Genomic DNA, 24146 nt, shown 5'->3' with positions numbered 1-24146 from the left:
CGCAAAGGCGTTCTGCCTCTGCCCCTCAAGCGACTTGCACATGGCGCGCTTGTTCAGATGACTTTCAAGATACCTCGTTTATCCAATCGGACATAAGGGAGGCGCACCTGGCCCGGGGACCTTCAGGTACTTCAGTGCTCTTTGACTTTCCTGATATGGAGGATGATCCACGCCAGTATCCCGATCGCGAGGGGCGCCATGACCAACAGGGCTTCGCGCGGGGTCAGCCCGACGCCGAGCACGTGCATGCCTGAGTAACCGAGTTTGAGCAGACTGAGCAAGTAGTAGCTGATGGCAATGATCGACAGGCCTTCCACGGCGCGCTGGATCTTGATCTGCGCGTCGGCGCGGGCGTTCAGGCTCTTGAGAATTTCCGAGTTCTGTTCTTCCATTTCGACCTGGACCCGTGCCTGCAACAGATCCCCCAGGTTGGCCACGCTTTCGGCCAGATGCTCCAGTCGCTGCTCGGTGGCGGTGCAATACCTGACGGTGGGTTTGAAGCGGCGCTCGATGAACACGCCAAGGCGCTGGCAATCACCCACGTGACTTTCTCGCAATTCGCCCAGGCGTTCGAACACCAATTGGGCATAGGCCTGGGTGGCACTGAAGCGGTGGCGGGTTTTCGCGGTACTGCTGACCACCTGGGCAGACAGGCTGGAGATATCCGCCAGCAGGGCTTTGGCATTACTGCCATCGGGGTGGGCGTTTCGTTCGGACAGTGTCACCAACGTCTTGTCAAAGACATCGAGCTGGCCGCTCAAGTCTTTAGCCATGGTCAGTGTCAACGAGGCCATCATCCGGTAGGTCTCGATTTCCAGCAGGCGGCGGATCATCCGGCCCTGGCGGTACGCATTCAGGCGCCGGTTGACGAAGAGTATGTGGTTGCTGCCATCCTCACTGATCCGAAAATCGCTCCAGACCACCGCATCGCCACCGCCCACACAGGAACCGCAAGGGTCCTTGAAGCCGTAGCGGGTCAGATCCAGCTGCGCTTCGCCACGCACCACGATCTGCACTGAGTTGATCAGCCCTGGCAAATGCGTGTGGATTTTCTGCGCCAACACTTCGGGCAGCGCCGTCCAGGACAACTCGTCGCTGGATGAAGTGACCACCAGGGTCAGGGTGAAAAACTCGGCATGGCGCTCCCATTTCAGCGCGTGGCCGCCGAGTTGGGTAATGCCTTGGGCGGCATTCAGATCGAGGGCGGCCAGGCTGCAGTCCTGAAGAAACGCATTGCACACCTGTTCGCTGCCGAGAAAAGCCAGGTGAAACACGTGGGCCGGTTCATCGAAATACAGTGACGGGCGCGCGTGCAGTTCGTTGTGCAGGCTTTGTCGTAACGGGTGCATGGGGTATGACCGTGTTGGCGTTGTTTGTTGTGGGACAGGTTGATGGACCCGCGAGTCACGCTCGCAGGGGAAGATTGACGCGATCCCTGCAGGAGCTGCCGCAGGCTGCGATCGTTCAAGGCAACGCCTGTTGCTGATCCCGCACCGAGCGCCTGACTTCGGCCTGTATGGCATAAGCCGGCGCTTCCACGGCATTGAAGTCCTGGCTATAGCGCTGGGCAAATCCTTCCACCCCCCAATCCTGGTACTGCTGCACATGCTTCAATTCGTGGGCCCAGAGCGCGACGTTCTGTTCTGCGGTTTCAGCGTCGCGAAAGAGGATAATGTCGATCAGCGTCACAGCGCCGACATCGGGGTTTTGCAGCATGGCGGTGGCAGCCGTGAACTGGCCGTTGTCGCTGACCTTGTAGCGCGCGGCATCGAGGACGCCGGGGTCGTACCAGCGCAGCAGTTGCTCGCGGATGTGCGGTGGAATCGGTTGGGTGCCGGCGATGGCGGCTTCAGTGCGGGCCTGGGTCAGCCATAGCGCCAGGGCCGGTGCGGCGATCTGGTAGATGTCGTCCGGCAACTGCCACAGGTCCGGCAGGCAGATACAGCCGTCCAGGCAGACCTGCTTTTCGCCAGCCGGACAGTCGCTGGCCTGGGCTGGCGCTTCAAGTGCCAGGCACAGAAGCAGCAGCGCCAGCCAGGGCGAGAACGCAGAATGTTGAGCCAAGATCTTTGCTACCCACCTGGATTGGCAATCACGTCGAGATGATTGAATTTAACCCAATCTGTCGCGGCTGTGCCCGTTCTACTGTGGGCGCCGGCCTGACAGCCGACCTGTTTATCCTGAACCTATCAGTGTCGCGTCCTGCGCTCAAGCAAGCGCACACCGAGTGACAGCGGGTAACACAACGCAAAGTAGATCGCGCCCACGAGGATGTAGATTTCCAGCGGCATGAAGTACACGGAACTCAAGTCCTGGGCCCGCAACATCAGGTCCGGCGCGGCGATCAAAGACGCCACGGACGTGTCTTTGAGCAGCGAGATCGCAACGTTGCCAATCGGCGCCAGCACAATGCGAATGGCCTGGGGCAATACAACCCAGCGCAACACCTTGAGATGGGGCATGCCAATCGCCTTCGCCGCTTCTACCTGGCCTTTGGGCACGGCTTGCAGCCCCGAGCGGTAGATTTCCGATAGGTACGCCGCGGCATTCAGCCCCAGTCCGATCATCGCAGCCTGGAACGAGCTGAACTGAACGCCGATTTCAGTCAGGCTGAAATAGACGATGAACAGTTGCACCAGCGCTGGCGTGCCACGAAAGACCTCGATGTAGAACAACGCCGCCCGGCGCAATGGCCGACTGTTCGACAGCCGTGCCAGCGCCACCAGCAAGCCGACAATCAAACCGATGACCAGCGCGCCAAATGCCAATTGAAGGGTGGCCCAGGCGGCCGCCAGCAATTCGACATGGGTTGCTTCCCACAGCTCGCCATAGCCCATTTCAATTCTCCTTGACGACTTTGAGACGGCGCTCGGTACGAGCCGCGCAATGGGAAAGCACCAGGCTCAAGATCAGATAGATCATTGCCAGCAGGAAGTAGATCAAGTTGGTCTGGTAGGTTTCGCTGACCAGCATTTTTGCCTTGAACGTCAGCTCCGGCACGGCTGCCGCCGACGCCAGGGAGGTGTCCTTGAGGAGCCCGATGGCGAAGTTGGCCATCCCCGGAATGGCAACTTTGAACGCCTGCGGCAACACGATGATGCGCATCGCCAGAGATCGGGTCATGCCGATGGAGTAAGCCGCTTCGCTTTGCCCACGGTCGATGGTGCGAATGCTCGCGCGAAACACTTCCGACAGGATCGCCGCCCCATTGAGCCCGAACCCGATGATCGCCGCGCCAATGGCTGGCAATGTAATGCCGATGTAGGTGAGCCCGAAGTAAAGGATGAACAGCTGGGTCAGGATCGGTATGTTGCGGAAAATCTCCAGGTAGACGCTGGCGATCAGGCTCAGCACGCGGCTTCGTGAAAGCCGCATCAACGCCAGGCAGAACCCCAGCAGTGCTGCCACGACGAAGGCGGCGGCGGTCAAGCCGACGGTGGTCATTGCACCGATGCCCAGTACATTCAAAAAATACGGCAGCATCTCGATGGCTTTGTGCAACGCAGTGGTATCGAGCATCGATCAATGCTCCTTGACGGCGCGGATGAAGTTGCGGGTGCGCTCGATCCTACTCTCGCGAAAAATCTGCTGCGGTGGCCCCTGCTCGACGATGTTACCGTCGGCCATGAAGATCACTTGGTCGGAGACGCTTTCGGCGAAGCTCATCTCGTGGGTCACGATGATCATCGTCATGCCCTCCTCCGCTAGTTTGCGCATGACGCCCAAGACCTCACCGACCAGTTCCGGGTCGAGCGCCGAAGTCGCCTCGTCAAACAGCATCAGCTTGGGCCGCATCGCCAGCGCCCGGGCAATGGCGATGCGTTGCTGTTGCCCGCCGGAGAGCTGTTCCGGGAATGCATCGCGCTTGGCGAACATGCCGACCTTGTTCAGCAGATCCTCGGCCAGTTCCACCGCTTCGCCACGGTTTCTCTGTTGCACCTTGAGCGGGCCGATAATGATGTTCTCCAGCACCGAGAGGTGCGGGAACAGATTGAAGCGCTGGAACACCATGCCGATCTCGGCGCGCATCCGTGCCAGCTCCCTGTCGCTCATGGGCACCTTGCGGGTGCCCACCAGGCGCTGCCCGATCAGCTCGTTATCGATGTAGATGTCGCCTTTGGTCGGCTCTTCCAGGTAGTTGACGCAGCGCAGCAAGGTGGTCTTGCCCGAGCCGCTGGGGCCGATGAGCGAGATCTTCTGGCCCTGCTGCACATTGAGGTCAATGCCTTTGAGGACATCCAGGCTACCGAAGGACTTGTGCAGCCCTTCGATTCGCACCAGTGCGGTTGATTCAGCCATGAGCTATGTCCTCGACTCAGGCAAAGGCCTGACTGAAATCACGGGCGGGGTGCGCGAATGGCCCGATGAGGTTGCCTTTCTCGTCACGGTCCACGCCAATGCGCGGGTCCTTGGCCGGTGGCACCAGGTAGTCGGGGTTCTTGATCCCGTATTTGGCGAGAATGGGTTTGATCTGATCCGTGGCTTTCAACCAGCGCAGCCCCTGGTTCACGCCATCGAACAAGTCCTGGTTCTGCGGATGAACACCCCAGATCGCCTCGAACTTGGCGGTCAGGCTGGGGAACTTTTCATCGTAGGCCATGGGGATCTGTTTGAGTTTGAGGCTTGGGTCCTGAAGGATCATGTAGTCGATGGTCGGCGCGTCCAGCACGGCAAAATCCAGGCGACCGGCGCGCACGTCACGCAGGCAGGAGTCGGTATTGTCGTAAAGTTTGACCTCCTTCACGCCTTCGATTTTCTTCATGTCGGGGATGGTGAAATAACCGGTGATGGCGCCGATGGTGCGCCCCTTCACGTCGTTGACGGAGATCGTGGTATCGAACGGCTCGTTGTCACGCATGATCACGTAGGCACCGGTGTAAAACACCGGGTCCGTCAACAAGAGGATTTTCGAGCGCATGGCGTTCCAGGCAAAATTGCCGCCAAACCAGTCGGCACGTCCCGATCTCACGGCTTCGACGACGGCCGGGAAACCCATGGTCAACACATCGAGCTTGAGTTCGAGACGGTCGGCGATGAGCTTGAGCAGTTCCAGGTCGGTGCCCACGGGCACACCCTCGCGCAGCGCACCCAAAGGCATGTCGCCCAGGCAGGCCGCGGTCAGGTAGCCGGGGCGGACGGTCTTGATCGGCTGCCCCGCGGCGAATGCGAAAGGCACCGGGCCCAACGCGCTGCCCAGCAATGCCGCCAATGATCCGTAGCCAGTTGCCTTGAGCAGCCCGCGCCGGGAGAAACCCTGTGAATCAAACTTGAAGTCGGACATAGATCACCTATTGGCAAATATTATTGTTTTGACCGGTACAAGCCTTAGCCGTCCCTGGCTCATGCCTCCTGTTGTTTGAACGACCTGTGATTCATGAACGCGCAGACAGTCCCTCCAGGATGTCGATGGCGCTGACATGGGGTTTGTTGGCCTGCACGCGACGACGCTTGAGCATCAGATAGGCAGCGGATACCACGCCAAGACTGACGAGGCTGGCCAGGAACTGGGTACGCAGGGATTCCTGGAACGCCATGGCGACCAAAACACCCGCAATGACTGCCACCACAGCATAGGACAGCCATGGAAACAGCCACATCCGGAGGGTCAGCCGGGCCGGTGCCGAGGCTTCGACCTGGCGTCTAACCTTGATCTGCGCCAGCGCTACCGCGAGGTACACGAACAGCATCACCGCACCCGAAGCGTTGACCAGAAACAGGAATACGCCCTCTGGAGAAATGATTGCCGCCATGATGGCAAGGTAGCCGATCACACTACTGAGCATCACCGCGGCTCGAGGTACTTTGCGCCCGGTCAGCACCGACAGTTTCGCCGGTGCGTCACCCCGCTGGCTGAGGCCGAACAGAATCCGCGAAGACACGTACAACCCCGAGTTCAGCGCCGACAGCACGGCCACCAGCACCACCGCTTGCATGATCATTGCCGCACCGGGAATGCGCAGCACGTCCAGCGCCGCCACGAACGGCGAATGACCGGCAACGATCTGTCCCCAGGGCACCACGCAGACAATCAGGAAAATCGAGCCGACATAAAAGGTGATGACGCGAAAGATCACCGAGCGGGTCATGTTCGCCACGTTCTTCGACGGGTCGTCGGATTCGGCAGCGGCAATCGTCGCAATCTCGGCGCCGCCCACGGCGAAAATCACCGTCGGTACCCCGGCCAGGATGGCACTCACACCGTAGGGCATGAAGCCGCGGTCATTCACCAGGTTGCCCAGCAGCGTGCTGGTGCTTGGCGCGAAACCGAACAGGTAGGCGGCAAGGACAATGATGAAGACGATGATTGCGAAGACCTTCAAGGAGGCGAACCAGTACTCGAACTCGCCATAGGATTTGACCGACAGGCAGTTGATGGCGGTCATGATCGCCAGCAGGCTCAGGCCGATCATCCAGGCTGGCAGCGGTATCCACTGCTCCAGGATGTTGGCGCCGACCACCGCTTCCACCGCCACCACGATGACCCAGAAATACCAGTACAACCAGCCGCTGGTGAACCCGACCCAGTTACCCAGGCCGATCCGCGCGTATTCGGTAAAGGAACCGACACCGGGCAGCGCCACGGCCATTTCACCGAGCATGCGCATGACCAGCATCACCACGATGCCAGCAGCGAGATAACTGAGAAAAGCCGCCGGCCCAATGGCCTGGATCGTCGCGCTGCTGCCGACAAACAGACCGGCGCCAATAATGCCGCCCAGGGAAATCATGGTGATATGGCGCTGGCGCAGTGCCCCGCTGAGGCGCTGCTGTCCGGGTTTTGTCCCGATTGGCTGGACATTGCTCATCGGATGGCCTCCGCGGCGTTGGATAAGGTCGATCGACCGGATAATTTCATCGAAGACTTTGCGCGAGGGGTACAACTCACCGGATACTCTGTGCCGCCCGTGGCCAGGCGCAAGGGTCGCTGGTGTCGAGTTGCCAGGGCTGAGCCTGGCTGGATCGTCTGATTAGTCATGTGCATTACCTTCAGGGCTGAGCATGGCAGCCATTTTCTTATTGTGTTGCATGACAAGCATTACAACTCACACACTAATCACGGATTTATAGCTTGTCAATGGGCCTTGTATCGGATAAAAAGCAATACAAATCTGCTCATTGTCTTGCTACAAGCATGACAACAGGGATAAAGCACCATGAGTCAATTCGAACAATTGCTGGATGAACTGAAGGCCAGTGCCGCATTGCAGCGTGACAAGGCCGAAACCCTCTATGCGCAACTGGCTGATTCGCTGGCTGATGCGATTGCCAATGGCAAGCTCAAACCCGGCGAACGCCTGCCGCCCCATCGCGACTTTGCCAGTGCCCTGGGGGTGAACATCACCACGGTAACCAAGGCCATGGCGGTGCTGCAGCAAAAGGGCCTGGTGGAGAGTCGCCCGGGACGCGGAACCCAGGTCGCGCAACCGCGGCATCCGGCCACGCAGTTTCAGTCGGCACCGAGCAATACCCCGGGCACGGTCGACCTGAGCGTCAATCGCCCGGCCACCGACGGCTTCAACCGGGTCCTGGCCCAGTTGCTTCCGCGCCTGGCCAGCGACCCGCGCTTTGGCGACATGAAGGACTACCATCCTTCCGAAGGTCCGCTGTGGGCCCGGGAGGCGGCGGCGCAATGGCTGCGTCACACCGGCGTCGAGGCCCAGGCCTCGCAGATGCTGATCGTCGAAGGCGCACAGCACGGCATCGCCAGTACATTGCGCAGCCTCACCAACAGCGGCGATACCGTGTTGGCCGACAGCGTGACCTATCAAGGCATCAATGCCCTCTGCCGTTCGCTGGGGCTGATCCTGGTCGGGGTTGACGCCGACGAACGCGGGATGTCTCCCGACGCGCTGCGCCAGGCCTGCGCCGAACATCAACCGCGGCTGTTGTTTCTGGTGCCGTCGATTCACAACCCGACCGCCATCACCCTGGACGCAGAACGACGTGCGCAACTGGCGAGCGTCATTCGCGAAACCGATCTGCTGGTGATCGAGGACGACGTGTATCGCCCGCTGCTGGATCAGTCTCCGCCGCCGCTCGTAGCCTTGATGCCAGAGCGCACGATCTACATTTGCGCCCTGTCCAAGTGCATCGCACCGGGCCTGCGCATGGGCTTTGTCATGGCACCGCCGCCACTGGTGCAGGACATCGCCGCCATGCAGCGCATCGACTGCTGGAGCACCTCGCCGCTGACCGCGCTGATCGCCGCACGGTTGATCGAAGACGGCGATGCCGAGCAACTGGTCGCGGAGCAGCGCGAAGAGCTGCGCATTCGCCAGGCTTTGCTCGCCACTCACCTTGAGGGCCTGGAGTTCCAGCACAGCGCCACCGGCACCCATGCCTGGCTGGTATTGCCCGAACCCTGGACAGGCTCGCGCTTCGCCCGTCTCTGCCAGGACCGCGGCGTGGTCCTGCTCGCCGGTGGCGCCTTTACCTTGCGCCCGGAGCTTTCGCCGCAAGCGGTGCGCATCAACATCTCGGCGGCCCTGTCACGGGAGCAGCTGATCAAAGCCCTGAGTGTCATCAGTCAATTGGCACGCCAGGGTCATCTCCACATGCACAACCGGATCTGAGGACATGACACAGCCAGTTCATTGTGAAATCGCCGTTATCGGCGCCGGGGTGGTCGGGGTCGCCACTGCGCTCTGGCTACGCCGCCAGGGTTACCAGGTGGCGCTGCTGGAGCGCGACGCCATTGCCAGCGGCGCGTCTTATGGCAATGCCGGCACCCTGGCACCCTACGGCGTCATGCCGATCGCCCAGCCGGCGTTGTTGAAGGCCATTCCCTCGCTGCTGTTTTCGAAGGAATCGCCCTTCGTCATCAATTGGGCACGTCTTCCCCAGCTGATGCCATGGCTGTTGCGGTTTCTCAATGAATGTCGCGCCTCGCGTTGCGAAGCCAATACCCAGGCACTGCGCGCAATCCTCGAACACACTTACAGCGGTTATGCGCCGCTGCTGGCCGACTGCCCGCAGGCCAAGGAGCATCTGCGCCATAACGGCTGCCTCTATGCCTACGGCACCGCGCAAGGTTTCGCCAGCGCCCAGGCGGCCATCCAATTGCGCCGCTCGATAGGCATTGCCCAGCAGGTGCTGACTACAGCGGACATCGAACAACTGGAACCGGCCCTGGCGGACAAGGCGGTGGCCGGCATCCTGTTTCCCGACTCGTCGCACATGGATGACCCGCGGGCCTTCATCGAAGCGCTGGCAGCCCCGCTGGTTGGCGAAGGCGCATTGCATCAGGCGACCATCACGGGCGTGCAACGAAAAAGCGATGGCTTGTACCTGAGCAGCGCCGAAGGTAAAGCCTGGCGCGCCGACCGAGTCGTGCTGTGCGGCGGCGCCTGGTCTGCGGCGTTGGCCCGGCAGGTGGGCGATCACATTCCGCTGGATACCGAACGCGGCTATCACCTCGAATTCGACCTGCAGGACACCCTGCTCAACCGCCCGTGCTGCCCGGTCGAAAGCGCGTTCTACATGACGCCGATGGCGGGGCGTCTACGGGTGGCGGGCACGGTGGAGCTGGGTTCTATCTCGGACCCGGCCAACCCGCGGCGTTTCGAGTACCTGGAGCGACACGTACGCCGGGTCATGGGCCTGACGCAACCGGTGGCGCGCAAATGGCTGGGCTTTCGCCCTTCCCTGCCAGATTCGCTGCCGGTCATTGGCCCGTCGCCAAACGAGCCGCGAATGATCTACGCCTTCGGCCATCAGCACCTGGGCTTGACGCTGGCCGGGGCCACCGGCCAGTTGGTCGCCGACTGCATCGCCGGCAAGGTGCCCCAATGGCTGGGCAGTTTTTCCGTTCAACGCTTCTGAGCAACGCCTATCCACAGGAGAACAATGGATGCAAACCATCGAGCGCCAACAGACCAACCCACGCATGAGCCAGGTCGTTATCCACGGCAATACCGTTTACCTGGCCGGGCAAGTGGGCGAACCCCATCACAATGTTGCCGAGCAAACCCGCGATGCGCTGGCACGGGTCGATGCCTTGCTCGAGCAAGCCGGTTCATCCCGGGAACAGCTATTGCAGGTCACCATCTGGCTCGCCGACATGGCCGATTTCGCAGCGATGAACGCCGTATGGGACGCCTGGGTACCAGCGGGACATGCACCCGCCCGAGCCTGTGGCGAGGCGAAACTGGCGGATAAGGCGTTGTTGGTCGAAGTGATTGTCTGCGCCGCAAGGGGATGAATTTTTTGGATATCCGCGAGGTGCGAAGAGACATGCTGGTGGCCTTGCCGTCCATCGACTAGAGTCAAGCGGCACCCCCTGCGCTGCATCTCTCGGGTGCCTGGTCGATCTGGACGGAGGAACACCGATGCCTTCAAATATCCTTTTCGCTTGGGGACTGGCGGCCGGTACTGTGATCGTACATGCCGTCGGTATCGCGCTGATGCTCAGGGTTCTGCATCGCAGGAAGTCTGCGACGCGACTCTGGGCCATCAGTTGGAGGTTGGCCTGGGTGGCGGTTTACCTGATCTTGCTCCACCTGGTGGAAATTTCGTTCTGGGCAGCGTTTTACCTGTGGCAGCAATGTCTGCCCGATCTCGAAACGGCGCTCTACTTCTCGGCAGTCACCTACGCAACGATTGGCTATGGCGAGGTGGTGCTGGCAACGCCATGGCGATTGCTCGCGCCAATCGAAGGCCTGACCGGCATCCTCATGTGCGGGTTATCGACGGGCCTCTTCTTCGCGATGGTCAACCACATCTACCAACGAACCCAGACGCACATCCATGACGATCGCGAGGCCTGATGGTACCGGCTTGCGGAACGCAAGAGCGACTGCAGGGTCACTTGTACTAGACACCCTGGTGTCGCAAACCCTTGAGATACAGAGGTGATCGTCATGAACAATATCATCTACATCGTTGGTGCCGTCGTGATCGTCCTGGTTATCCTGTCATTCGTCGGTCTTGTATAGCGCAGGATAGCTGGCACAAGGAGTTGTTGATGCCCGGACGCAAGCCGCCACCGCCCATGGTCGATGGCGACATTGAAACCGTCCCTGCGAAAACGCTGCGAGCTGGAGCGGTCTTCCGACTCACCGTGAGCTTCATGCTGGTGGTGATCCTGGCGTTTCTCGCGGTCGAGGGTTGGCGGACGTGGCGTGACTATCGGGCTGCCTTCGCCTCAGCCCGCGACTCCGTGACCAACCTGGCGCGAGCCACGGCGCAGCACGCCGAGGATGCCATTCGGCAAGTGGATGTACTGACTGCCGCACTTGGGGAGCGGGTCGAAGGCGACGGGCTGCAGAACATCGACGTCCCGCGTATTCACAAACTGCTAATCCAGCAATCGAAAATCATGCCGCAGCTGCACGGCCTGTTCATCTACGGCCCTGACGGGCAATGGATAGTCACGGACAAGGACGCCACGCCAGAGCCCGTGAATAACGCCGACCGCGATTACTTCCAATATCACCGCACGCACGAGGATAAAAACGTGCGCATCGGCGAAGTGGTTACCAGTAGATCCACCAACGACCTGATCATCCCTATCTCCCGGCGCCTGGATAATCCGGATGGCACCTTCGCCGGCGTGCTGCTGGGAACCATCAAGGTCAGCTACTTCGTCGACTATTACGGCGACTTCAAGATCGATGACAAGGGCGCCCTGGTGCTGGCCACGCGCAGCGGAACCATCCTGGTGCGGCGTCCTTTCATTGAATCGGTGGTCGGCAAGAGCCTGGCAGACAGCGAGATTTTCAAGCGCTATCTACCCAACGCCAACCAGGGCATCGCCGAGGTCAAGGCCGTCGTGGACGACACCGAGCGCCTGTACGGCTATCGGGCCTTGACCACCTACCCGCTTGTGGTTGAAGCCGGACTTTCCCGTGAGTCCATCATCGCCCCCTGGCGCCGTGACCTGCTCAAGACAGGGTGGGTGCTGGTGGTGCTGATTGGTGTGCTTGCGGTGTTCGGGCTCATCGTGCTGACTCAATTGCGCCAGAGAATGGTGACGGAGAGAAAGCTGCGTCACGCTCACCAGTCCATGCGCGACATGGCGCTGACCGACAGCCTGACCGGCCTGGGCAATCGTCGACGCCTGGATACTGCGCTGCTGGAAGAGATTCGTCTCGCTGCACGCCAGGGATCTGCGCTGTCGCTGATCATGCTCGATGTCGATTTCTTCAAACGCTACAACGACAGCTATGGCCACGCCGCCGGCGATGACTGCCTGGGCGCAGTAGGCGCAGCGATCCGGCAGGCGGTCAAAAGACCCGGCGACCTGGCCGTCAGGTACGGTGGCGAGGAATTCACGGTGCTGCTCCCCAATACCGATGGTGCAGGCGCAGCACAGGTCGCTGAAGAAATTCTGCAAGCCATTCGATCAATGGACATCGAGCACCGCGCCCATCCCTTGGGCAGGGTCACGGCCAGTGCGGGTATCACCACCAGCCGGCCGAGCGTCGATGACGTGACACCGGCCACCTTGATCAAAGCCGCTGACGTCCTGCTTTATGCGGCGAAACGACAAGGACGAAACCGCTGGTGCGCCGCCAACCAGTCAAGCGAAAGTAACCGCGCGTGAGCGCGAACTTTGTCCTGCAAAGCCTTTCTTGCTAACCAGATGGCACTGGAGTGCCACCCAGTCTGCTACGCTTTTCATTCCCCCGAATGGATTCGGGAATCATGCCAAAGGCTGTTTCGCTGGCCACTTGAGGGGATGGAATGTGAAAGCCAAGCTACTGGGGGTCGCTGTAACCATTGTCGTCATCGGTACCGCTGTCTATGGATTGATCACCTGGAAAGAGCTCCAGAGCCAGCGCCAGGAAGCGGTCTGTACATTAGCGCGCCAGCACCTCAAGGACCTGGAAGTTCAGGCCCGGGCACTGGCTGCCGGGATGTCGGTCGAGGCCTACGCCGAAGCCGAAAAGGCCGAAGCGGGCAAACTGGTGCAGGCGTTGGATACTGCGAAAAACGTAGCCGAGGTCGATGCGGTGATCGATCAGCATTCTGCCGCCATCGAAAAACAGATCCATGCTGAAGATGCCGAGGTCAAGTCCCGGGGCGAGCAGAAGTTCCTCGGCCAGGAACGCAAGGAGCAGCGCATCACCACCGACATGAAGCAGGAAATCCAGCGTGCCGAGAAAGCCGTTGCCGATGACTGCGAATAACTTGGCCAGGTCAATTTTTTAAATGCGCATGCTTATCAAAGTGACTAACGCGTTCTAGACTCCACTACTGGCAGGTTCATCCAAGCTCCGCGTCCCTGACAAAAAAGCCAATAAAAACCAGGAAATCCAGCCTTGAAAACTTCAACTATCGGTGTTGTGGGGAGTCTGCTGGTCTCGGGCGCGGTGTCAGCCACAGGGATTTCTCCTGTGCTCGACCTGGACTTCAGTAGATCAGCCATGGAAACCCTTAAAAAGCGTGGGATCGACGACGCGTGCATCGTCGCCGCCTCCAGCCCCGGGACGTTCACCTATTGCCGGGAAGGATCAAACACACTTTGGCAATATCAGACCCTGGACCTGGTGCAACAGGCCAAACTGCTCAATGAAGGCGCACGGCCTTCGACCGATCATGGGCAAATCAGCGTCGCGCAAGTCGACAGCGCGGCCTGCGAAGATGAGCACGGGAATGCGGTGGCCGGACCGACGACCTTTGCCACCCTGCTCCTCAGCCTGGCGAGCCTGTTCCTGTTGATCGGGTTGCGCTACACCTACCTGGCAATCATGCGCGGACGCTATCAACCGGTGGCCTGTTCCGACCCCCGCCTGCAGCGCATGATCAACCCCGTGTCCACGCATCCGTTGACCATCAAGGCGCTGGGCGCCTTTGGTGTCGCCGCCGCACTGGCCCTGATCTACTGCTGTTACCTCGGATTCTGAACGAGGAACCGGCCGATGGTGCGCCGGTCCCTGTTCGATCCTCTTTACAGCCGTTCTTGCGCCACGGGCGGCGGGTCCTGCACCCACTGCCAGAACAACTGATACCCCACCGCCAGCACCACCGGGCCAATGAACAAGCCAAGAATGCCGCCAGTGACCATGCCGCCCAAGGCACCGATCAATACCACCGGCATCGGCACATCGACCCCGCGCCCCAGCAGCAATGGCTTGAGCACGTTGTCCACCAGGCCCGCGACGAAGACATAGATGGAGAAGATGATGGTCACGGTGTTGGGCCCTTCGGTAGCCATGACATAGGCAATGACCGGCACGGTTATCAAGGTTGCCGGCAACTGCATGATGCCCAGCAGCAGCACCGCCAAGGCCAGCAACCCGGCACCGGGAACACCCTTGAACACGAACCCGAGGCCCACCAGCAGCATCTGGATGAACGCGATGCCGACCACCCCGAGCGCCACGGCACGGATGGTGGCGGTACACAGGGCGGCGACCTGGGGGCCTTTCTCCGGTCCACTGATCCGCGAGGCGATCTGCACCGAGGCGCGGCTACCCGCTTCGCCATAGGCCATGAAGATCCCGGCAATGATCAGCGCGACAATGAACATCAACAAACCCATGCCGACGCCGGCCACCTTGCCCAGCATCATCAGGCTGGCGTCCTTGATTTGCGGTATGTACTTGGCCGTCAGGCCGGGAAGGTCGGTGGCCGCTTGCGTCCACAGCGCCGACACCTGTTTACCTACCAGGGGCCAGGTAGCGACGGAATCAGCCGGGGGCGGAATGCGGATGCCTTCGTCGCGAACCACGGTCATGGCGTTTTCGACCGAGTCGGCTATCGAGGTGCCCAACAGATAGATCGGCACCATGAGGATGGCGATGGCCACCAGCACGATCAGCGTCGCAATGCGCCCGTCCTTTTCTCCCATCGGCCCCCTGAGCTTCTGCTGCAAAGGGTAGAGGGTGATGGCCAGGATGATCGACCACAGCATCAGGTCGCGAAACGGACGGAAAATCTCAAAGCAGAACAGCACCAGCACGACAATCAGCCCGGCGCGGATAAAGATATCTAGCAACCCGCGGGACAAGGCCTTCTCTGACAGCGGCATGGGCACCATGGACGTCTCCTGACAGTTCACTCGGAAGGAAAACCGGTTAGCCCAGCATAGACGCACAATTGACAACGTGAAGGATCAACGCAGCTTAAGTGGATCCACCATGTTGGCCGCGATCGCCATGCCCACCAGGTCCGGCAGCGTGCTGGCCTGCATGCGCTTCATCACGCGGGAGCGATACAGGTCGACGGTTTTGGCGCTGACCCCCAGTTGCTCGGCGATTTCGCGGGTGGTGTAGCCCTGCACCAAGGGCAACATGACGTCGCGCTCTCGCGGCGTCAGCGTGAGCAAACGGGCCTGCAACGCCTCCTGGCCCTGATTGCCGCAGCGTTGCGCGGCGCAATTGCCCAGCGCCTGTTGCACGCTGTCCAGCAGCAACTGCTCGTTATACGGCTTCTCGATGAAATCATGCGCACCCGCCTTGAATGCACGCACCACGATTGGCACATCGGCGTGCCCGCTGACGAAAATGATGGGCAGATCCAGTTGGCGAACGCGCATTTCTTCCTGCACGTTAAGCCCACCCATGCCGGGCATGCGAACGTCAAGCAGCACGCAGGCGTCCAGACTGGCATCGCAGGCCTCCAGAAAAGCGACACCGCTGGTAAACGGCAGGGCCTTGAGGCCCACCGATTCCAATAACCAGACCGTTGAATCGAGCATCCCCTGGTCATCGTCGACCACATACACCACGTGCTCCGCCACACCTGCCATTACGTCATTCCTGTTGTTGTTTTTTTGCGCCGGCAAGCGGCAATCGGCAACACATCAGCAGCCCGACAGGCTGTCGTCGGGCATTGAGTTCGCCACCAAACCCTTCGATGATGCTGCGGCTCATGGACAACCCGAGCCCCAGGCCATCGGGCTTGCTGGTATAGAACGGGGTAAATATCTGCTCGAGTTCGGGCTCGCTGACGCCCGGCCCCTGGTCTTGCACACTGATGTCCACGCTGGCGCCACTGCCCTGCTCCACTGCCATCACGATCAGCGAAGGCTGCCCTGGATGCTGTTCGCGGTTGGCGTCGATGGCATTGCGCAACAGATTGAGCAGCACCTGTTCCAGCAACACGCGGTCGGCATAAACGGGTGGCAGATTATCCGGCAGTCGATCCTCGATTGTCACTTGGCAATTACTGGCCTCCCAGGCACACAAGCGCACGGCTTCGCGGGCGACCTCGCTCAAGTTCAACGCCTGCATGCGACGCTGCCCCTTGCGCAAAAACGAGCGTAACCGGCGGATCACTTCGGAGGCGTGGGTGGCGTGATAGGTAATGCGTTCCAGGCCTTGCGCCACTCTGACGGCGGCCTGGGGATTGGAGCCCAGTGTCTGCAGATAGCGTTGGCTGGCATTGGCATAGTTCACCACGGCAGCCAGCGGCTGGTTGATTTCGTGGGCGATACCCGAGGCCAGTTCACCCAGGGTGACCAACCGCGCGGTATGTGCCAGTTCGTCCTGATGGCGGCGCTGTTGTGCTTCGCGCAGTTCCCGTTCGGTCATGTCCCGCGCGACCAGCGAGTAATAACGCTCGCCGCCGGCGGACCGGTGCGCCAGCAACACCAGCGACACCGGCACGGATCTACCGCCGCCCGGTGGTAACAAACGTGCATCGGTGCTCCAGACGCCGTCGCGCTCGGCACTGCTCCAGCCATCGCGTTGCAGGCGCGCAAGATCGCCGCTGGCGAACAGATCGGCCAGGGCCGGCATCGGTTGCTGCTCTTCGATCCCGAGGATGCGGCACGCGGCGGGATTGAGGTAAGTGACCTGCCCCTCGGGGGCGATGAACAACACCGGATCGATGTTGGCCTCGACCACTTCGGCCAGGCGTCGCTTGTTCTCCTCGGCGAGCACCCGGGCCGTGATGTCCCGGGATACGCTGACCACTTCGACCACCGTTCCCGTGTACGTTTCGCGGATAGCCCGGCTGGCGGTTTCGAACCACAGGTAATGCCCGTCGCGATGGCGGATGCGATAGGTCATCGTATGGTAGCCGTCCTGTTCCAGTGCATCCCGTGCACGCTGCATCAGGCCGGCGAGCTCCTGGCCATGAAACAGTCCCTGGGCCATTTGCCCGCGCAACTCTTCGGGCCAGTAGCCGAGCAATGTCCAGGACGCGGGCGATGCATCGAGGAAGCGCCCGTCGGGGGTGTGGCGGGAAATCAGGTCGGTGGTGTTCTCGATGATCAGCCGATACAGCCGACGTGCCGTGGCCGCTTCACGTTCTGCCAGGACCTGGCTCGTGGCATCGCGGCAACGGGCAAGCACGCGGTTGTCCTGTGGGTCTGGAATGAATGTCCAGATCAGGATCTGCGATTCGAACTGGGCCTCGACGCCTTCGATGGCCCGTTGCTGATCCAGGCAGGCGCGCACCAGCACCCGATGGTTGACCGGCAGGAAGCCCGGCACATCGGCCAATGGCTTCTCGGCCAGCAATGCCAACAACGCCGCATTGAACTCCAGCGGGCGCCCCTGTGCATCGAGCAACAGGCTCGGTTGTGGATCGTGGCCCAGCATCGGCGAGCCGCGCAGCATGCCGCTGACGCTGCTCAACAGCGTCGTCAACAAATCCCGCACCCAGCCAAGCCAGTCAAGACTTACACCCTCGCACACTTCCACCAGCAGCAATCCTGCCTGACCCGGCTGCAGGGCCAGGTCGAACACCTGGCCATGACTGATGGCCGCCCGGCGCAGGCGGCCGGACAGCCAGCAATCCAGTTGGCGCACTTGCGCCAGATCCAGGCGCCCGGCCTCGGTCAGTTGCTCAAACAACAACTGGTCACTTGCCAGCGCCGGATCGCCAAGCCCAGGCGGGAAATGTTGGGCCGCCCCCTCATGGCTGTAGATCCGCGCATTGGGCTGCCAGCTCAGGTACACCGCCCGCCGCACTTCCGGGCAATCCTGCAGGGCATGACACAAGGCATCGGCCCGGGCAGCCAGGGACACGCCTTCGCGTTGCAGGCGCAACCAGCTGTGTAGTCGAACGGGAGTCAGGGTCATTGCGGGTCCACTTTGTCAGGAAAACCAAGCATATACCGGTCCTGGAAGTTTCGCGGCATTGGATTTGGCGTCGCAAGAAGCCAATATAGTACATTTACTATACTGCGTAGGTTGTACTTCCATACCGATGGCTGGATGTTATATAAAGTACTCCGGACACAAAAGGCGTCCCCGGCGCGTACACCGCCAGGGCACCTATAGAGCTAACAATCAGCCACCGAGTACCCGTACATGTCGATCTATGAACAAGGGCTAGGCCCTTCGGCTGTCAACCATATTGCCCTGTCCCCGCTCAGCTTCATCGAGCGCACCGCCAACGTATACCCGGATTATCCCGCCGTCATCCACGGCTCGATCCGCCGCACCTGGGCCCAGACCTACACCCGTTGCCGGCGCCTGGCCTCGGCGCTGGCCGGTCGCGGTATCGGCAAGGACGACACGGTGGCGGTGATGCTGCCCAACATTCCTGAGATGCTGGAAGTGCATTTCGGCGTGCCTATGATCGGCGCCGTGCTCAACCCGCTCAACGTGCGCCTGGATGCCGAGGCCATCGCCTTCATGCTGCAACACGGCGAAGCCAAGGTGCTGATTACCGACCGCGAGTTCCACAGCGTGATTCACGCGGCCATCGGCATGCTGGATCACCCGCCCCTGGTGATCGACGTCAATGACCCGGAGTACGGCGAAGGCCAGGCCGTCAGCGACCTGGACTACGAAGCGCTGCTGGCCGAAGGTGATCCTGCCTTCGCCTGGCAATGGCCGACGGATGAGTGGCAAGCCATCTCGCTGAACTACACCTCCGGCACCACCGGCAACCCCAAGGGCGTGGTCTATCACCACCGCGGCGCCTACCTGAACGCCCTGGGCAACCAGATGACCTGGGCCATGGGCAACCATCCGGTGTACCTCTGGACCCTGCCGATGTTCCATTGCAACGGCTGGTGCTACCCCTGGACCATTACCGCCATGGCCGGGGTGCACGTGTTCCTGCGGCGGGTCGACCCGCAGAAAATCCTCACCTTGATCCGCGAGCACCAGATCACTCACTTGTGCGGCGCGCCGATCGTGCTCAATGCCCTGGTGAACATGCCGGAGTCGGCGAAAGCGGCCATCGATCACCCTGTCAACGCCATGGTCGCCGGCGCCGCGCCGCCGGCCAAAGTGATCGGCGCCGTGGAAGAGATGGGCATCAAGGTCACTCACGTCTACGGCCTGACCGAAACCTATGGCCCGGTGACGTTGTGCGCCTGGCACGCCGAATGGGATGAACTGCCCCTGGACGAACGGGCACAGATCAAGTCCCGCCAGGGCGTGCGCTACACCACGCTCGAAGGCGTGATGGTCGGCGACTCGACGACGCTGGAGCCCACCCCGCGTGATGGCCAGACCATCGGCGAGATCTTCATGCGCGGCAACACTGTGATGAAGGGCTACCTGAAGAACCCGACCGCCACCGCCGAAGCGTTCGAAGGCGGCTGGTTCCACACCGGCGACCTGGCAGTCTGTCATCCCGACGGTTACGTCGAGATCAAGGACCGGCTCAAGGACATCATCATCTCCGGCGGCGAGAACATCTCCACCATCGAGCTCGAGGGCGTGCTCTACCGCCACCCGGGCGTCATGGAAGCGGCCGTGGTCGCCCGGCCCGATGAAAAATGGGGCGAAACGCCCTGCGCCTTCGTGACCTTGAAGGCCGATTACCAGGACGTTCGCGAAGCCGACATCATCAGTTTCTGTCGTGAACACCTGGCCGGATTCAAGGTACCGCGCACCGTGATCTTCACCCTGTTGCCGAAGACGTCCACCGGCAAGGTGCAGAAGTACGTGCTGCGCGACCGGGCCAAGGCGCTCTAACCGAACACTACGTTGTACCCCCTGGCGGCAGGTATTTGACCTGCCGCTTCGGGCTCGTGCACGCCGAATTTGCCTGCCGGGCCCCCACTGACCGATAACAAAAACAAAGTGGAGCTAGCGATGACCGACATCCATTCAACCGACACTCAGCGCTGCGAACGCATTCGCGGCAATCCGAAATTCCTGCAACTGGTGAGCAGCCGCTCGCGCCTGGCCTGGTCGTTGAGCGCCGCGGTGCTGGGCATCTATTACCTGTTCATGCTGGTGGTGGCCTTTGCCCCGCAGTGGCTGCATGCACCACTTGGGGAACATCGCATGTTGACGCTGGGGATGCCGGTGGGCGCGGCGATCATCCTGTTTTCCTGGTTGTTGACCGGCTGGTACGTGTACAGCGCCAACACCCGCTTCGACGCACTGGGCGCCGCCATTCTCGAGGAGAGCAAGTGATGAACCTGTTCCGTACGCTTGCCCTCGCCGCCGCCGGCCTGTTGCCGTTTTCCGTCGCCCTTGCCGCGCCGGCGCTGGGCGTGGTGGACAAACAACCGCTGAACCTGAATGCCATCGGCATGTTCTTCGTCTTCGTGCTGGGCACGCTGGCCATCACCTGGTGGGCTGCTCGCCAGACCAAATCCACCTCCGACTTCTACACGGCGGGCGGTGGCATCACCGGGTTCCAGAACGGCCTGGCGATTGCCGGTGACTACATGTCCGCGGCCACCCTGCTGGGGCTGTCCAGCCTGGTGTTCGCCAAGGGCTACGATGGCTTCATCTATACCATTGGTTTTTTCGTCGGCTGGCCGATCATCACCTTCCTGATGGCCGAGCGTCTGCGCAACCTGGGACGCTATACCTTCGCCGACATCGTTTCCTATCGACTGGACCAGAACAAGGTGCGGATCTTCGCGGCCTTCGGCTCGTTGACCGTGGTGTGCTGCTACCTGATCGTACAGATGGTGGGGGCGGGTCAGTTGATCAAGCTGCTGTTTGGCCTCGACTACCCGGTAGCCGTGGTGATCGTCGGTGCGTTGATGCTGGTCTACGTGATCTTCGGCGGCATGATCGCAACCACCTGGGTACAGATCATCAAGGCCGTGCTGTTGCTGGCCGGCGGTACCACGCTCGCGGTCATGGCCATGTCGCAGTTCGGTTTCAGCTACGAGACCCTGGCCGCCAAGGCCGTCCAGGCCCACGCCAGTGGCTGGAACATCATGGGCCCGGGCTCGATGCTCGCCGACCCGATCAACACCGCCTCGATGTCGTTGGGCCTGGTGTTCGGCATCGCCGGCCTGCCGCACATCCTGATGCGCTTTTTCACCGTGCCCAATGCCAAGGAAGCCCGCAAGTCGGTGTTCTATGCCACCGGCTTCATCGGATTCTTCTTCCTCGTGGTCTGCACCCTCGGCTTCGCCGCGATGGTGATCATCGGTACCGATCCGCAGTATTACGTCAACGGTGAAGTCGGCGGTGCCCTGATCGGCGGCGGCAACATGGTTGCCATGCACCTGGCCAAGGCGGTCGGCGGCAACCTGTTCTTCGGTTTCCTCGCGGCTGTGGCGTTCGCCACCATCCTGGCGGTGGTCTCCGGGCTGGCGCTGGCCGGCGCTTCGGCGATTTCCCACGATCTCTACGCCACCGTGCTCAAGAAAGGCAAGGCCAGCGAGAAACAGGAAATGCGCGTGACGCGCATGGCGACCGTGGGCCTGGGGATCATCGCGATCCTGCTGGGGATCCTGTTCGAAAAGATGAACGTCGCGTTCCTGGTGGGCCTGACCTTCGGCATCGCCGCCTCGACCAACTTCCCGGTGCTGATCATGGCCATGTACTGGAAAGGCCTGACCACCAAGGGCGCGATCATCGGCGGCTTCGCCGGCCTGATCTGCGCACTGGTGCTGGTGATCCTCTCGCCTGCGGTCTGGGTGACCGTGCTCGGTCATGCCCACGCCATCTTCCCGTACGACCACCCCGCCCTGTTTTCCATGCCGCTGGCGTTCCTGGTGATTGTCGTGGTGTCCCGGCTCGACCGCAGCGTGCGCGCCGAGAAGGAGCGTGACGCCTACGCCGACCAGTTCGTGCGCGCCCAGACCGGTCTGGGTGCCGCCAGCGCTAGCAGCCATTGATTGACGGGACACGGCCCGCCGATGCGTGCCGTGTCCATCGCACACCCGTCCTTTTGAGGTTCACGTTATGCCCGAATTCAAAGCCCCGCTGCGCGACCTGCGCTTTGTCCTGCATGAAGTCTTTGACGCCCCGGCCCTGTGGGCGCGCCTGCCGGCCTTGGCCGACAGCGTCGACGCCGATACCGCGGACGCCATTCTTGAGGAGGCGGCAAAAGTTACTTCGCACCTGATCGCACCTCTCAATCGCAGCGGTGACGAAGAAGGCGCGCAGTGGCATGACGGGCGAGTCACCACGCCCAGCGGTTTCAAGCAGGCCTACGCCACCTACATCGAAGGCGGTTGGGTGGGGCTGTCCGGCAACGCCGAATTCGGTGGCATGGGCATGCCAAAAATGCTTGCGGTGCAATTCGAAGAGATGCTTTACGGCGCCAACTCGAGTTTTGCGCTGTATTCGGCGTTGAGTTCCGGCGCCTGCCTGGCGTTGGATGCCCACGCCAGCGAGTCTCTGAAAAACCTCTATCTGCCACCGATGTATGAAGGCCGCTGGGCTGGTTCCATGTGCCTGACCGAAGCCCACGCCGGCACCGACCTGGGGCTCATCCGCACCCGCGCCGAACCCCGGGCGGACGGCAGCTACAGCATCACCGGCAGCAAGATTTTCATCACCGGCGGCGATCAGGACCTGACCGAGAACATCGTGCACCTGGTGCTGGCCAAACTGCCGGATGCGCCGGCGGGCCCGAAAGGCATTTCGCTGTTTGTCGTGCCCAAGGTGCTGGTCAATCCCGACGGCTCTTTGGGCGCCGCCAACGCCGTGGGTTGCGGTTCGATCGAGCACAAGATGGGCATCAAGGCCTCGGCGACCTGCGTGATGAACTTCGACGGCGCCAGCGGCTGGCTGGTTGGCGAGGAAAACAAAGGCCTGGCGGCGATGTTCACCATGATGAACTATGAACGCCTGTCCATCGGCATCCAGGGCATCGGCTGCGCCGAAGCGTCCTACCAGAGCGCCGTGGCCTACGCCCGCGAACGCATCCAGAGCCGCTCGCCGACAGGCGCCGTGGCTCCGGACAAGCTCGCCGACCCGATCATTGTCCACCCCGACGTGCGCCGCATGCTGCTCGGCATGAAGGCCATGACCGAAGGGGGTCGCGCGTTCGCCAGTTATGTTGGGCAACAACTGGACCTGGCGAAATTTTCCGATGACGCCAGCGAGCGCGATAGCGCGCAGGTCCTGGTGGCGCTGCTGACGCCGGTGGCCAAGGCGTTTTTCACCGACACCGGCCTGGAAAGCTGCATCAACGGCCAGCAGGTGTTCGGCGGCCATGGCTACATCCGCGAATGGGGCCAGGAACAATTGGTCCGCGATGTGCGCATCGCGCAGATCTACGAAGGCACCAACGGCATCCAGGCGCTGGACCTGCTGGGGCGCAAAGTGCTCGCCGACAAAGGGGCCGCGCTGCGCCAGTTCACCGGCGAGATCCGCCGCTTCGCCGCCCAGCCCGCTGCACCCTATGCCACGCAGCTGCTCGATGCCGTGCAGCGGCTGGAAGACATCAGCGACTGGCTGCAGGATCGGGCCGCCTCGAACCGCAACGAAATCGGCGCCGCCTCGGTGGAGTACTTGCACCTGTTCGGCTACGTCGCCTACGCCTGGCTCTGGGCGCGCATGGCGCAGGTTTCCGGGCAAAAACGCAGCGAAGACGACAGTTTCTACGGCGCGAAAATCGCCACCGCCGACTTTTACATCCAGCGCCTGTTGCCGCGCATCCTGAGCCTGGAGCAAGCCATTCGTGCTGGCAGCGCTTCGCTGTATGGCCTGACCGCCGAACAGTTCTGACGATTGAACCGCCGCGGCGCCCGCTCCTCTCTTTCGGCGTCGCGGTTTTTATTTCCCGGACCCTTGCCACCGCGGCAGGGTCTGCTGTGCCCGTCATTTCAAAAATAAAAACCAAGGGGCTTCACCATGGACCGCAGCACTCGCACTCTCGCTACCCGTCTCCTGTTGGCCGGCGGCCTCATCAGCCTTACCGCGCCCGCTTGCGCTGACTTTATCAAGGACAGCAAGGCCAACCTGGAACTGCGCAATTTCTACTTCAACCGTGACTTTCGCCAGGCCAACGCCGCGCAATCGAAACAGGAGGAATGGGCCCAGGGTTTCCTCCTGCGCTATGAGTCTGGCTTTACCGAAGGTCTGGTT

The 24146-nt window shown here is 61.5% G+C and carries 22 protein-coding genes; 12 read left to right on the top strand and 10 right to left on the bottom strand.

Annotation, left to right across the window (positions count from 1 at the left end; translation table 11 throughout):
- Positions 1 to 131: 131 nt before the first annotated feature.
- The 7 genes from NQL71_RS14210 to NQL71_RS14180 all read right to left on the bottom strand — a co-directional run bounded on the left by NQL71_RS14210 (position 132) and on the right by NQL71_RS14180 (position 6806).
- Positions 132 to 1349: a DUF3422 domain-containing protein gene (locus NQL71_RS14210; RefSeq protein WP_077183345.1), complete on the bottom strand. Its 1218-nt coding sequence runs from the start codon at positions 1347 to 1349 to the stop codon at positions 132 to 134.
- Between the two features lie 115 nt (positions 1350 to 1464).
- The gene (locus NQL71_RS14205) at positions 1465 to 2064 is read right to left on the bottom strand and encodes an eCIS core domain-containing protein (protein WP_274642851.1); all 600 of its coding nucleotides are present in this window, start codon (positions 2062 to 2064) and stop codon (positions 1465 to 1467) included.
- A gap of 125 nt (positions 2065 to 2189) precedes the next feature.
- Complete coding sequence (locus tag NQL71_RS14200; RefSeq protein ID WP_166619585.1) at positions 2190 to 2837, bottom strand: amino acid ABC transporter permease; 648 nt, start codon at positions 2835 to 2837, stop codon at positions 2190 to 2192.
- Position 2838: 1 nt separating this feature from the next.
- Complete coding sequence (locus tag NQL71_RS14195; protein ID WP_166619586.1) at positions 2839 to 3519, bottom strand: amino acid ABC transporter permease; 681 nt, start codon at positions 3517 to 3519, stop codon at positions 2839 to 2841.
- Positions 3520 to 3522: 3 nt separating this feature from the next.
- Positions 3523 to 4299 (bottom strand): amino acid ABC transporter ATP-binding protein, encoded by a 777-nt coding sequence (locus NQL71_RS14190; RefSeq protein ID WP_274642850.1) that lies wholly within the window; start codon positions 4297 to 4299, stop codon positions 3523 to 3525.
- Between the two features lie 16 nt (positions 4300 to 4315).
- Positions 4316 to 5281, bottom strand: coding sequence for an ABC transporter substrate-binding protein (locus NQL71_RS14185; RefSeq protein WP_166619588.1), 966 nt, complete (start codon positions 5279 to 5281; stop codon positions 4316 to 4318).
- A gap of 91 nt (positions 5282 to 5372) precedes the next feature.
- Positions 5373 to 6806, bottom strand: a complete 1434-nt coding sequence (locus NQL71_RS14180; RefSeq protein WP_166619589.1) for an amino acid permease — start codon at positions 6804 to 6806, stop codon at positions 5373 to 5375.
- 348 nt (positions 6807 to 7154) lie between these two features.
- On the opposite strand from NQL71_RS14180, the gene NQL71_RS14175 reads away from it, so the two are divergent.
- The 7 genes from NQL71_RS14175 to NQL71_RS14145 all read left to right on the top strand — a co-directional run bounded on the left by NQL71_RS14175 (position 7155) and on the right by NQL71_RS14145 (position 13847).
- Complete coding sequence (locus NQL71_RS14175; RefSeq protein ID WP_166619590.1) at positions 7155 to 8573, top strand: aminotransferase-like domain-containing protein; 1419 nt, start codon at positions 7155 to 7157, stop codon at positions 8571 to 8573.
- A gap of 4 nt (positions 8574 to 8577) precedes the next feature.
- On the top strand, positions 8578 to 9822 hold the full coding sequence (locus NQL71_RS14170; protein ID WP_274642849.1) for an NAD(P)/FAD-dependent oxidoreductase: 1245 nt from the start codon (positions 8578 to 8580) through the stop codon (positions 9820 to 9822).
- A 28-nt stretch (positions 9823 to 9850) separates the two neighbouring features.
- Entirely contained in the window at positions 9851 to 10201 is a 351-nt protein-coding gene (locus NQL71_RS14165) for a RidA family protein (RefSeq protein WP_166619592.1), read from the top strand.
- A 127-nt stretch (positions 10202 to 10328) separates the two neighbouring features.
- On the top strand, positions 10329 to 10766 hold the full coding sequence (locus NQL71_RS14160; protein WP_077183344.1) for a potassium channel family protein: 438 nt from the start codon (positions 10329 to 10331) through the stop codon (positions 10764 to 10766).
- Positions 10767 to 10963: 197 nt separating this feature from the next.
- The gene (locus NQL71_RS14155; RefSeq protein WP_274642848.1) at positions 10964 to 12544 is read left to right on the top strand and encodes a sensor domain-containing diguanylate cyclase; all 1581 of its coding nucleotides are present in this window, start codon (positions 10964 to 10966) and stop codon (positions 12542 to 12544) included.
- Between the two features lie 142 nt (positions 12545 to 12686).
- On the top strand, positions 12687 to 13130 hold the full coding sequence (locus NQL71_RS14150; RefSeq protein ID WP_080957073.1) for a hypothetical protein: 444 nt from the start codon (positions 12687 to 12689) through the stop codon (positions 13128 to 13130).
- A gap of 132 nt (positions 13131 to 13262) precedes the next feature.
- Complete coding sequence (locus NQL71_RS14145) at positions 13263 to 13847, top strand: hypothetical protein (RefSeq protein WP_046819295.1); 585 nt, start codon at positions 13263 to 13265, stop codon at positions 13845 to 13847.
- A gap of 44 nt (positions 13848 to 13891) precedes the next feature.
- Here the strand turns inward: NQL71_RS14145 and NQL71_RS14140 are convergent, their stop codons facing one another.
- The 3 genes from NQL71_RS14140 to NQL71_RS14130 form a co-directional block, all read right to left on the bottom strand.
- Entirely contained in the window at positions 13892 to 14983 is a 1092-nt protein-coding gene (locus NQL71_RS14140; protein WP_046819296.1) for an AI-2E family transporter, read from the bottom strand.
- 75 nt (positions 14984 to 15058) lie between these two features.
- Complete coding sequence (locus tag NQL71_RS14135) at positions 15059 to 15694, bottom strand: response regulator transcription factor (RefSeq protein WP_046819297.1); 636 nt, start codon at positions 15692 to 15694, stop codon at positions 15059 to 15061.
- A 4-nt stretch (positions 15695 to 15698) separates the two neighbouring features.
- Complete coding sequence (locus tag NQL71_RS14130; RefSeq protein ID WP_274642847.1) at positions 15699 to 17975, bottom strand: PAS domain-containing sensor histidine kinase; 2277 nt, start codon at positions 17973 to 17975, stop codon at positions 15699 to 15701.
- 231 nt (positions 17976 to 18206) lie between these two features.
- Here NQL71_RS14130 and NQL71_RS14125 point away from each other — a divergent pair, with 231 nt between their 5' ends.
- The 5 genes from NQL71_RS14125 to NQL71_RS14105 all read left to right on the top strand — a co-directional run.
- Positions 18207 to 19829, top strand: coding sequence for an acyl-CoA synthetase (locus tag NQL71_RS14125; protein ID WP_274642846.1), 1623 nt, complete (start codon positions 18207 to 18209; stop codon positions 19827 to 19829).
- A 120-nt stretch (positions 19830 to 19949) separates the two neighbouring features.
- Positions 19950 to 20276, top strand: coding sequence for a DUF485 domain-containing protein (locus NQL71_RS14120; protein ID WP_077183340.1), 327 nt, complete (start codon positions 19950 to 19952; stop codon positions 20274 to 20276).
- Entirely contained in the window at positions 20276 to 21946 is a 1671-nt protein-coding gene (locus NQL71_RS14115) for a cation acetate symporter (protein ID WP_274642845.1), read from the top strand. The genes NQL71_RS14120 and NQL71_RS14115 overlap by 1 nt, the downstream gene beginning before the upstream one ends.
- Before the next feature lie 67 nt (positions 21947 to 22013).
- Positions 22014 to 23786 carry an acyl-CoA dehydrogenase C-terminal domain-containing protein gene (locus NQL71_RS14110; protein ID WP_274642844.1) on the top strand — a complete coding sequence of 591 codons (1773 nt, stop codon included), beginning with the start codon at positions 22014 to 22016 and terminating at the stop codon, positions 23784 to 23786.
- A 126-nt stretch (positions 23787 to 23912) separates the two neighbouring features.
- Positions 23913 to 24146, top strand: a 234-nt coding sequence (locus tag NQL71_RS14105) for an OprD family outer membrane porin (RefSeq protein WP_274642843.1), incomplete at its 3' end; no start/stop codon positions are given.

The organism is Pseudomonas serbica (assembly GCF_028823535.1).
GTDB lineage: Bacteria > Pseudomonadota > Gammaproteobacteria > Pseudomonadales > Pseudomonadaceae > Aquipseudomonas > Aquipseudomonas serbica.
The sequence above is the reverse complement of the archived record's forward strand: the minus strand, read 5'-3'. Positions and strand labels throughout refer to the sequence as shown.

Bases quoted from the DNA above. Each gene is read 5' to 3' on its own strand.
- NQL71_RS14195 (WP_166619586.1), bottom strand. From the start codon at position 3,519: ATGCTCGATACCACTGCGTTGCACAAAGCCATCGAGATGCTGCCGTAT.
- NQL71_RS14120 (WP_077183340.1), top strand. From the start codon at position 19,950: ATGACCGACATCCATTCAACCGACACTCAGCGCTGCGAACGCATTCGC.
- NQL71_RS14115 (WP_274642845.1), top strand. From the start codon at position 20,276: ATGAACCTGTTCCGTACGCTTGCCCTCGCCGCCGCCGGCCTGTTGCCG.
- NQL71_RS14155 (WP_274642848.1), top strand. From the start codon at position 10,964: ATGCCCGGACGCAAGCCGCCACCGCCCATGGTCGATGGCGACATTGAA.
- NQL71_RS14175 (WP_166619590.1), top strand. From the start codon at position 7,155: ATGAGTCAATTCGAACAATTGCTGGATGAACTGAAGGCCAGTGCCGCA.
- NQL71_RS14125 (WP_274642846.1), top strand. From the start codon at position 18,207: ATGTCGATCTATGAACAAGGGCTAGGCCCTTCGGCTGTCAACCATATT.
- NQL71_RS14135 (WP_046819297.1), bottom strand. From the start codon at position 15,694: ATGGCAGGTGTGGCGGAGCACGTGGTGTATGTGGTCGACGATGACCAG.
- NQL71_RS14200 (WP_166619585.1), bottom strand. From the start codon at position 2,837: ATGGGCTATGGCGAGCTGTGGGAAGCAACCCATGTCGAATTGCTGGCG.
- NQL71_RS14210 (WP_077183345.1), bottom strand. From the start codon at position 1,349: ATGCACCCGTTACGACAAAGCCTGCACAACGAACTGCACGCGCGCCCG.
- NQL71_RS14140 (WP_046819296.1), bottom strand. From the start codon at position 14,983: ATGGTGCCCATGCCGCTGTCAGAGAAGGCCTTGTCCCGCGGGTTGCTA.
- NQL71_RS14160 (WP_077183344.1), top strand. From the start codon at position 10,329: ATGCCTTCAAATATCCTTTTCGCTTGGGGACTGGCGGCCGGTACTGTG.
- NQL71_RS14185 (WP_166619588.1), bottom strand. From the start codon at position 5,281: ATGTCCGACTTCAAGTTTGATTCACAGGGTTTCTCCCGGCGCGGGCTG.
- NQL71_RS14180 (WP_166619589.1), bottom strand. From the start codon at position 6,806: ATGAGCAATGTCCAGCCAATCGGGACAAAACCCGGACAGCAGCGCCTC.
- NQL71_RS14170 (WP_274642849.1), top strand. From the start codon at position 8,578: ATGACACAGCCAGTTCATTGTGAAATCGCCGTTATCGGCGCCGGGGTG.
- NQL71_RS14130 (WP_274642847.1), bottom strand. From the start codon at position 17,975: ATGACCCTGACTCCCGTTCGACTACACAGCTGGTTGCGCCTGCAACGC.
- NQL71_RS14165 (WP_166619592.1), top strand. From the start codon at position 9,851: ATGCAAACCATCGAGCGCCAACAGACCAACCCACGCATGAGCCAGGTC.
- NQL71_RS14190 (WP_274642850.1), bottom strand. From the start codon at position 4,299: ATGGCTGAATCAACCGCACTGGTGCGAATCGAAGGGCTGCACAAGTCC.
- NQL71_RS14110 (WP_274642844.1), top strand. From the start codon at position 22,014: ATGCCCGAATTCAAAGCCCCGCTGCGCGACCTGCGCTTTGTCCTGCAT.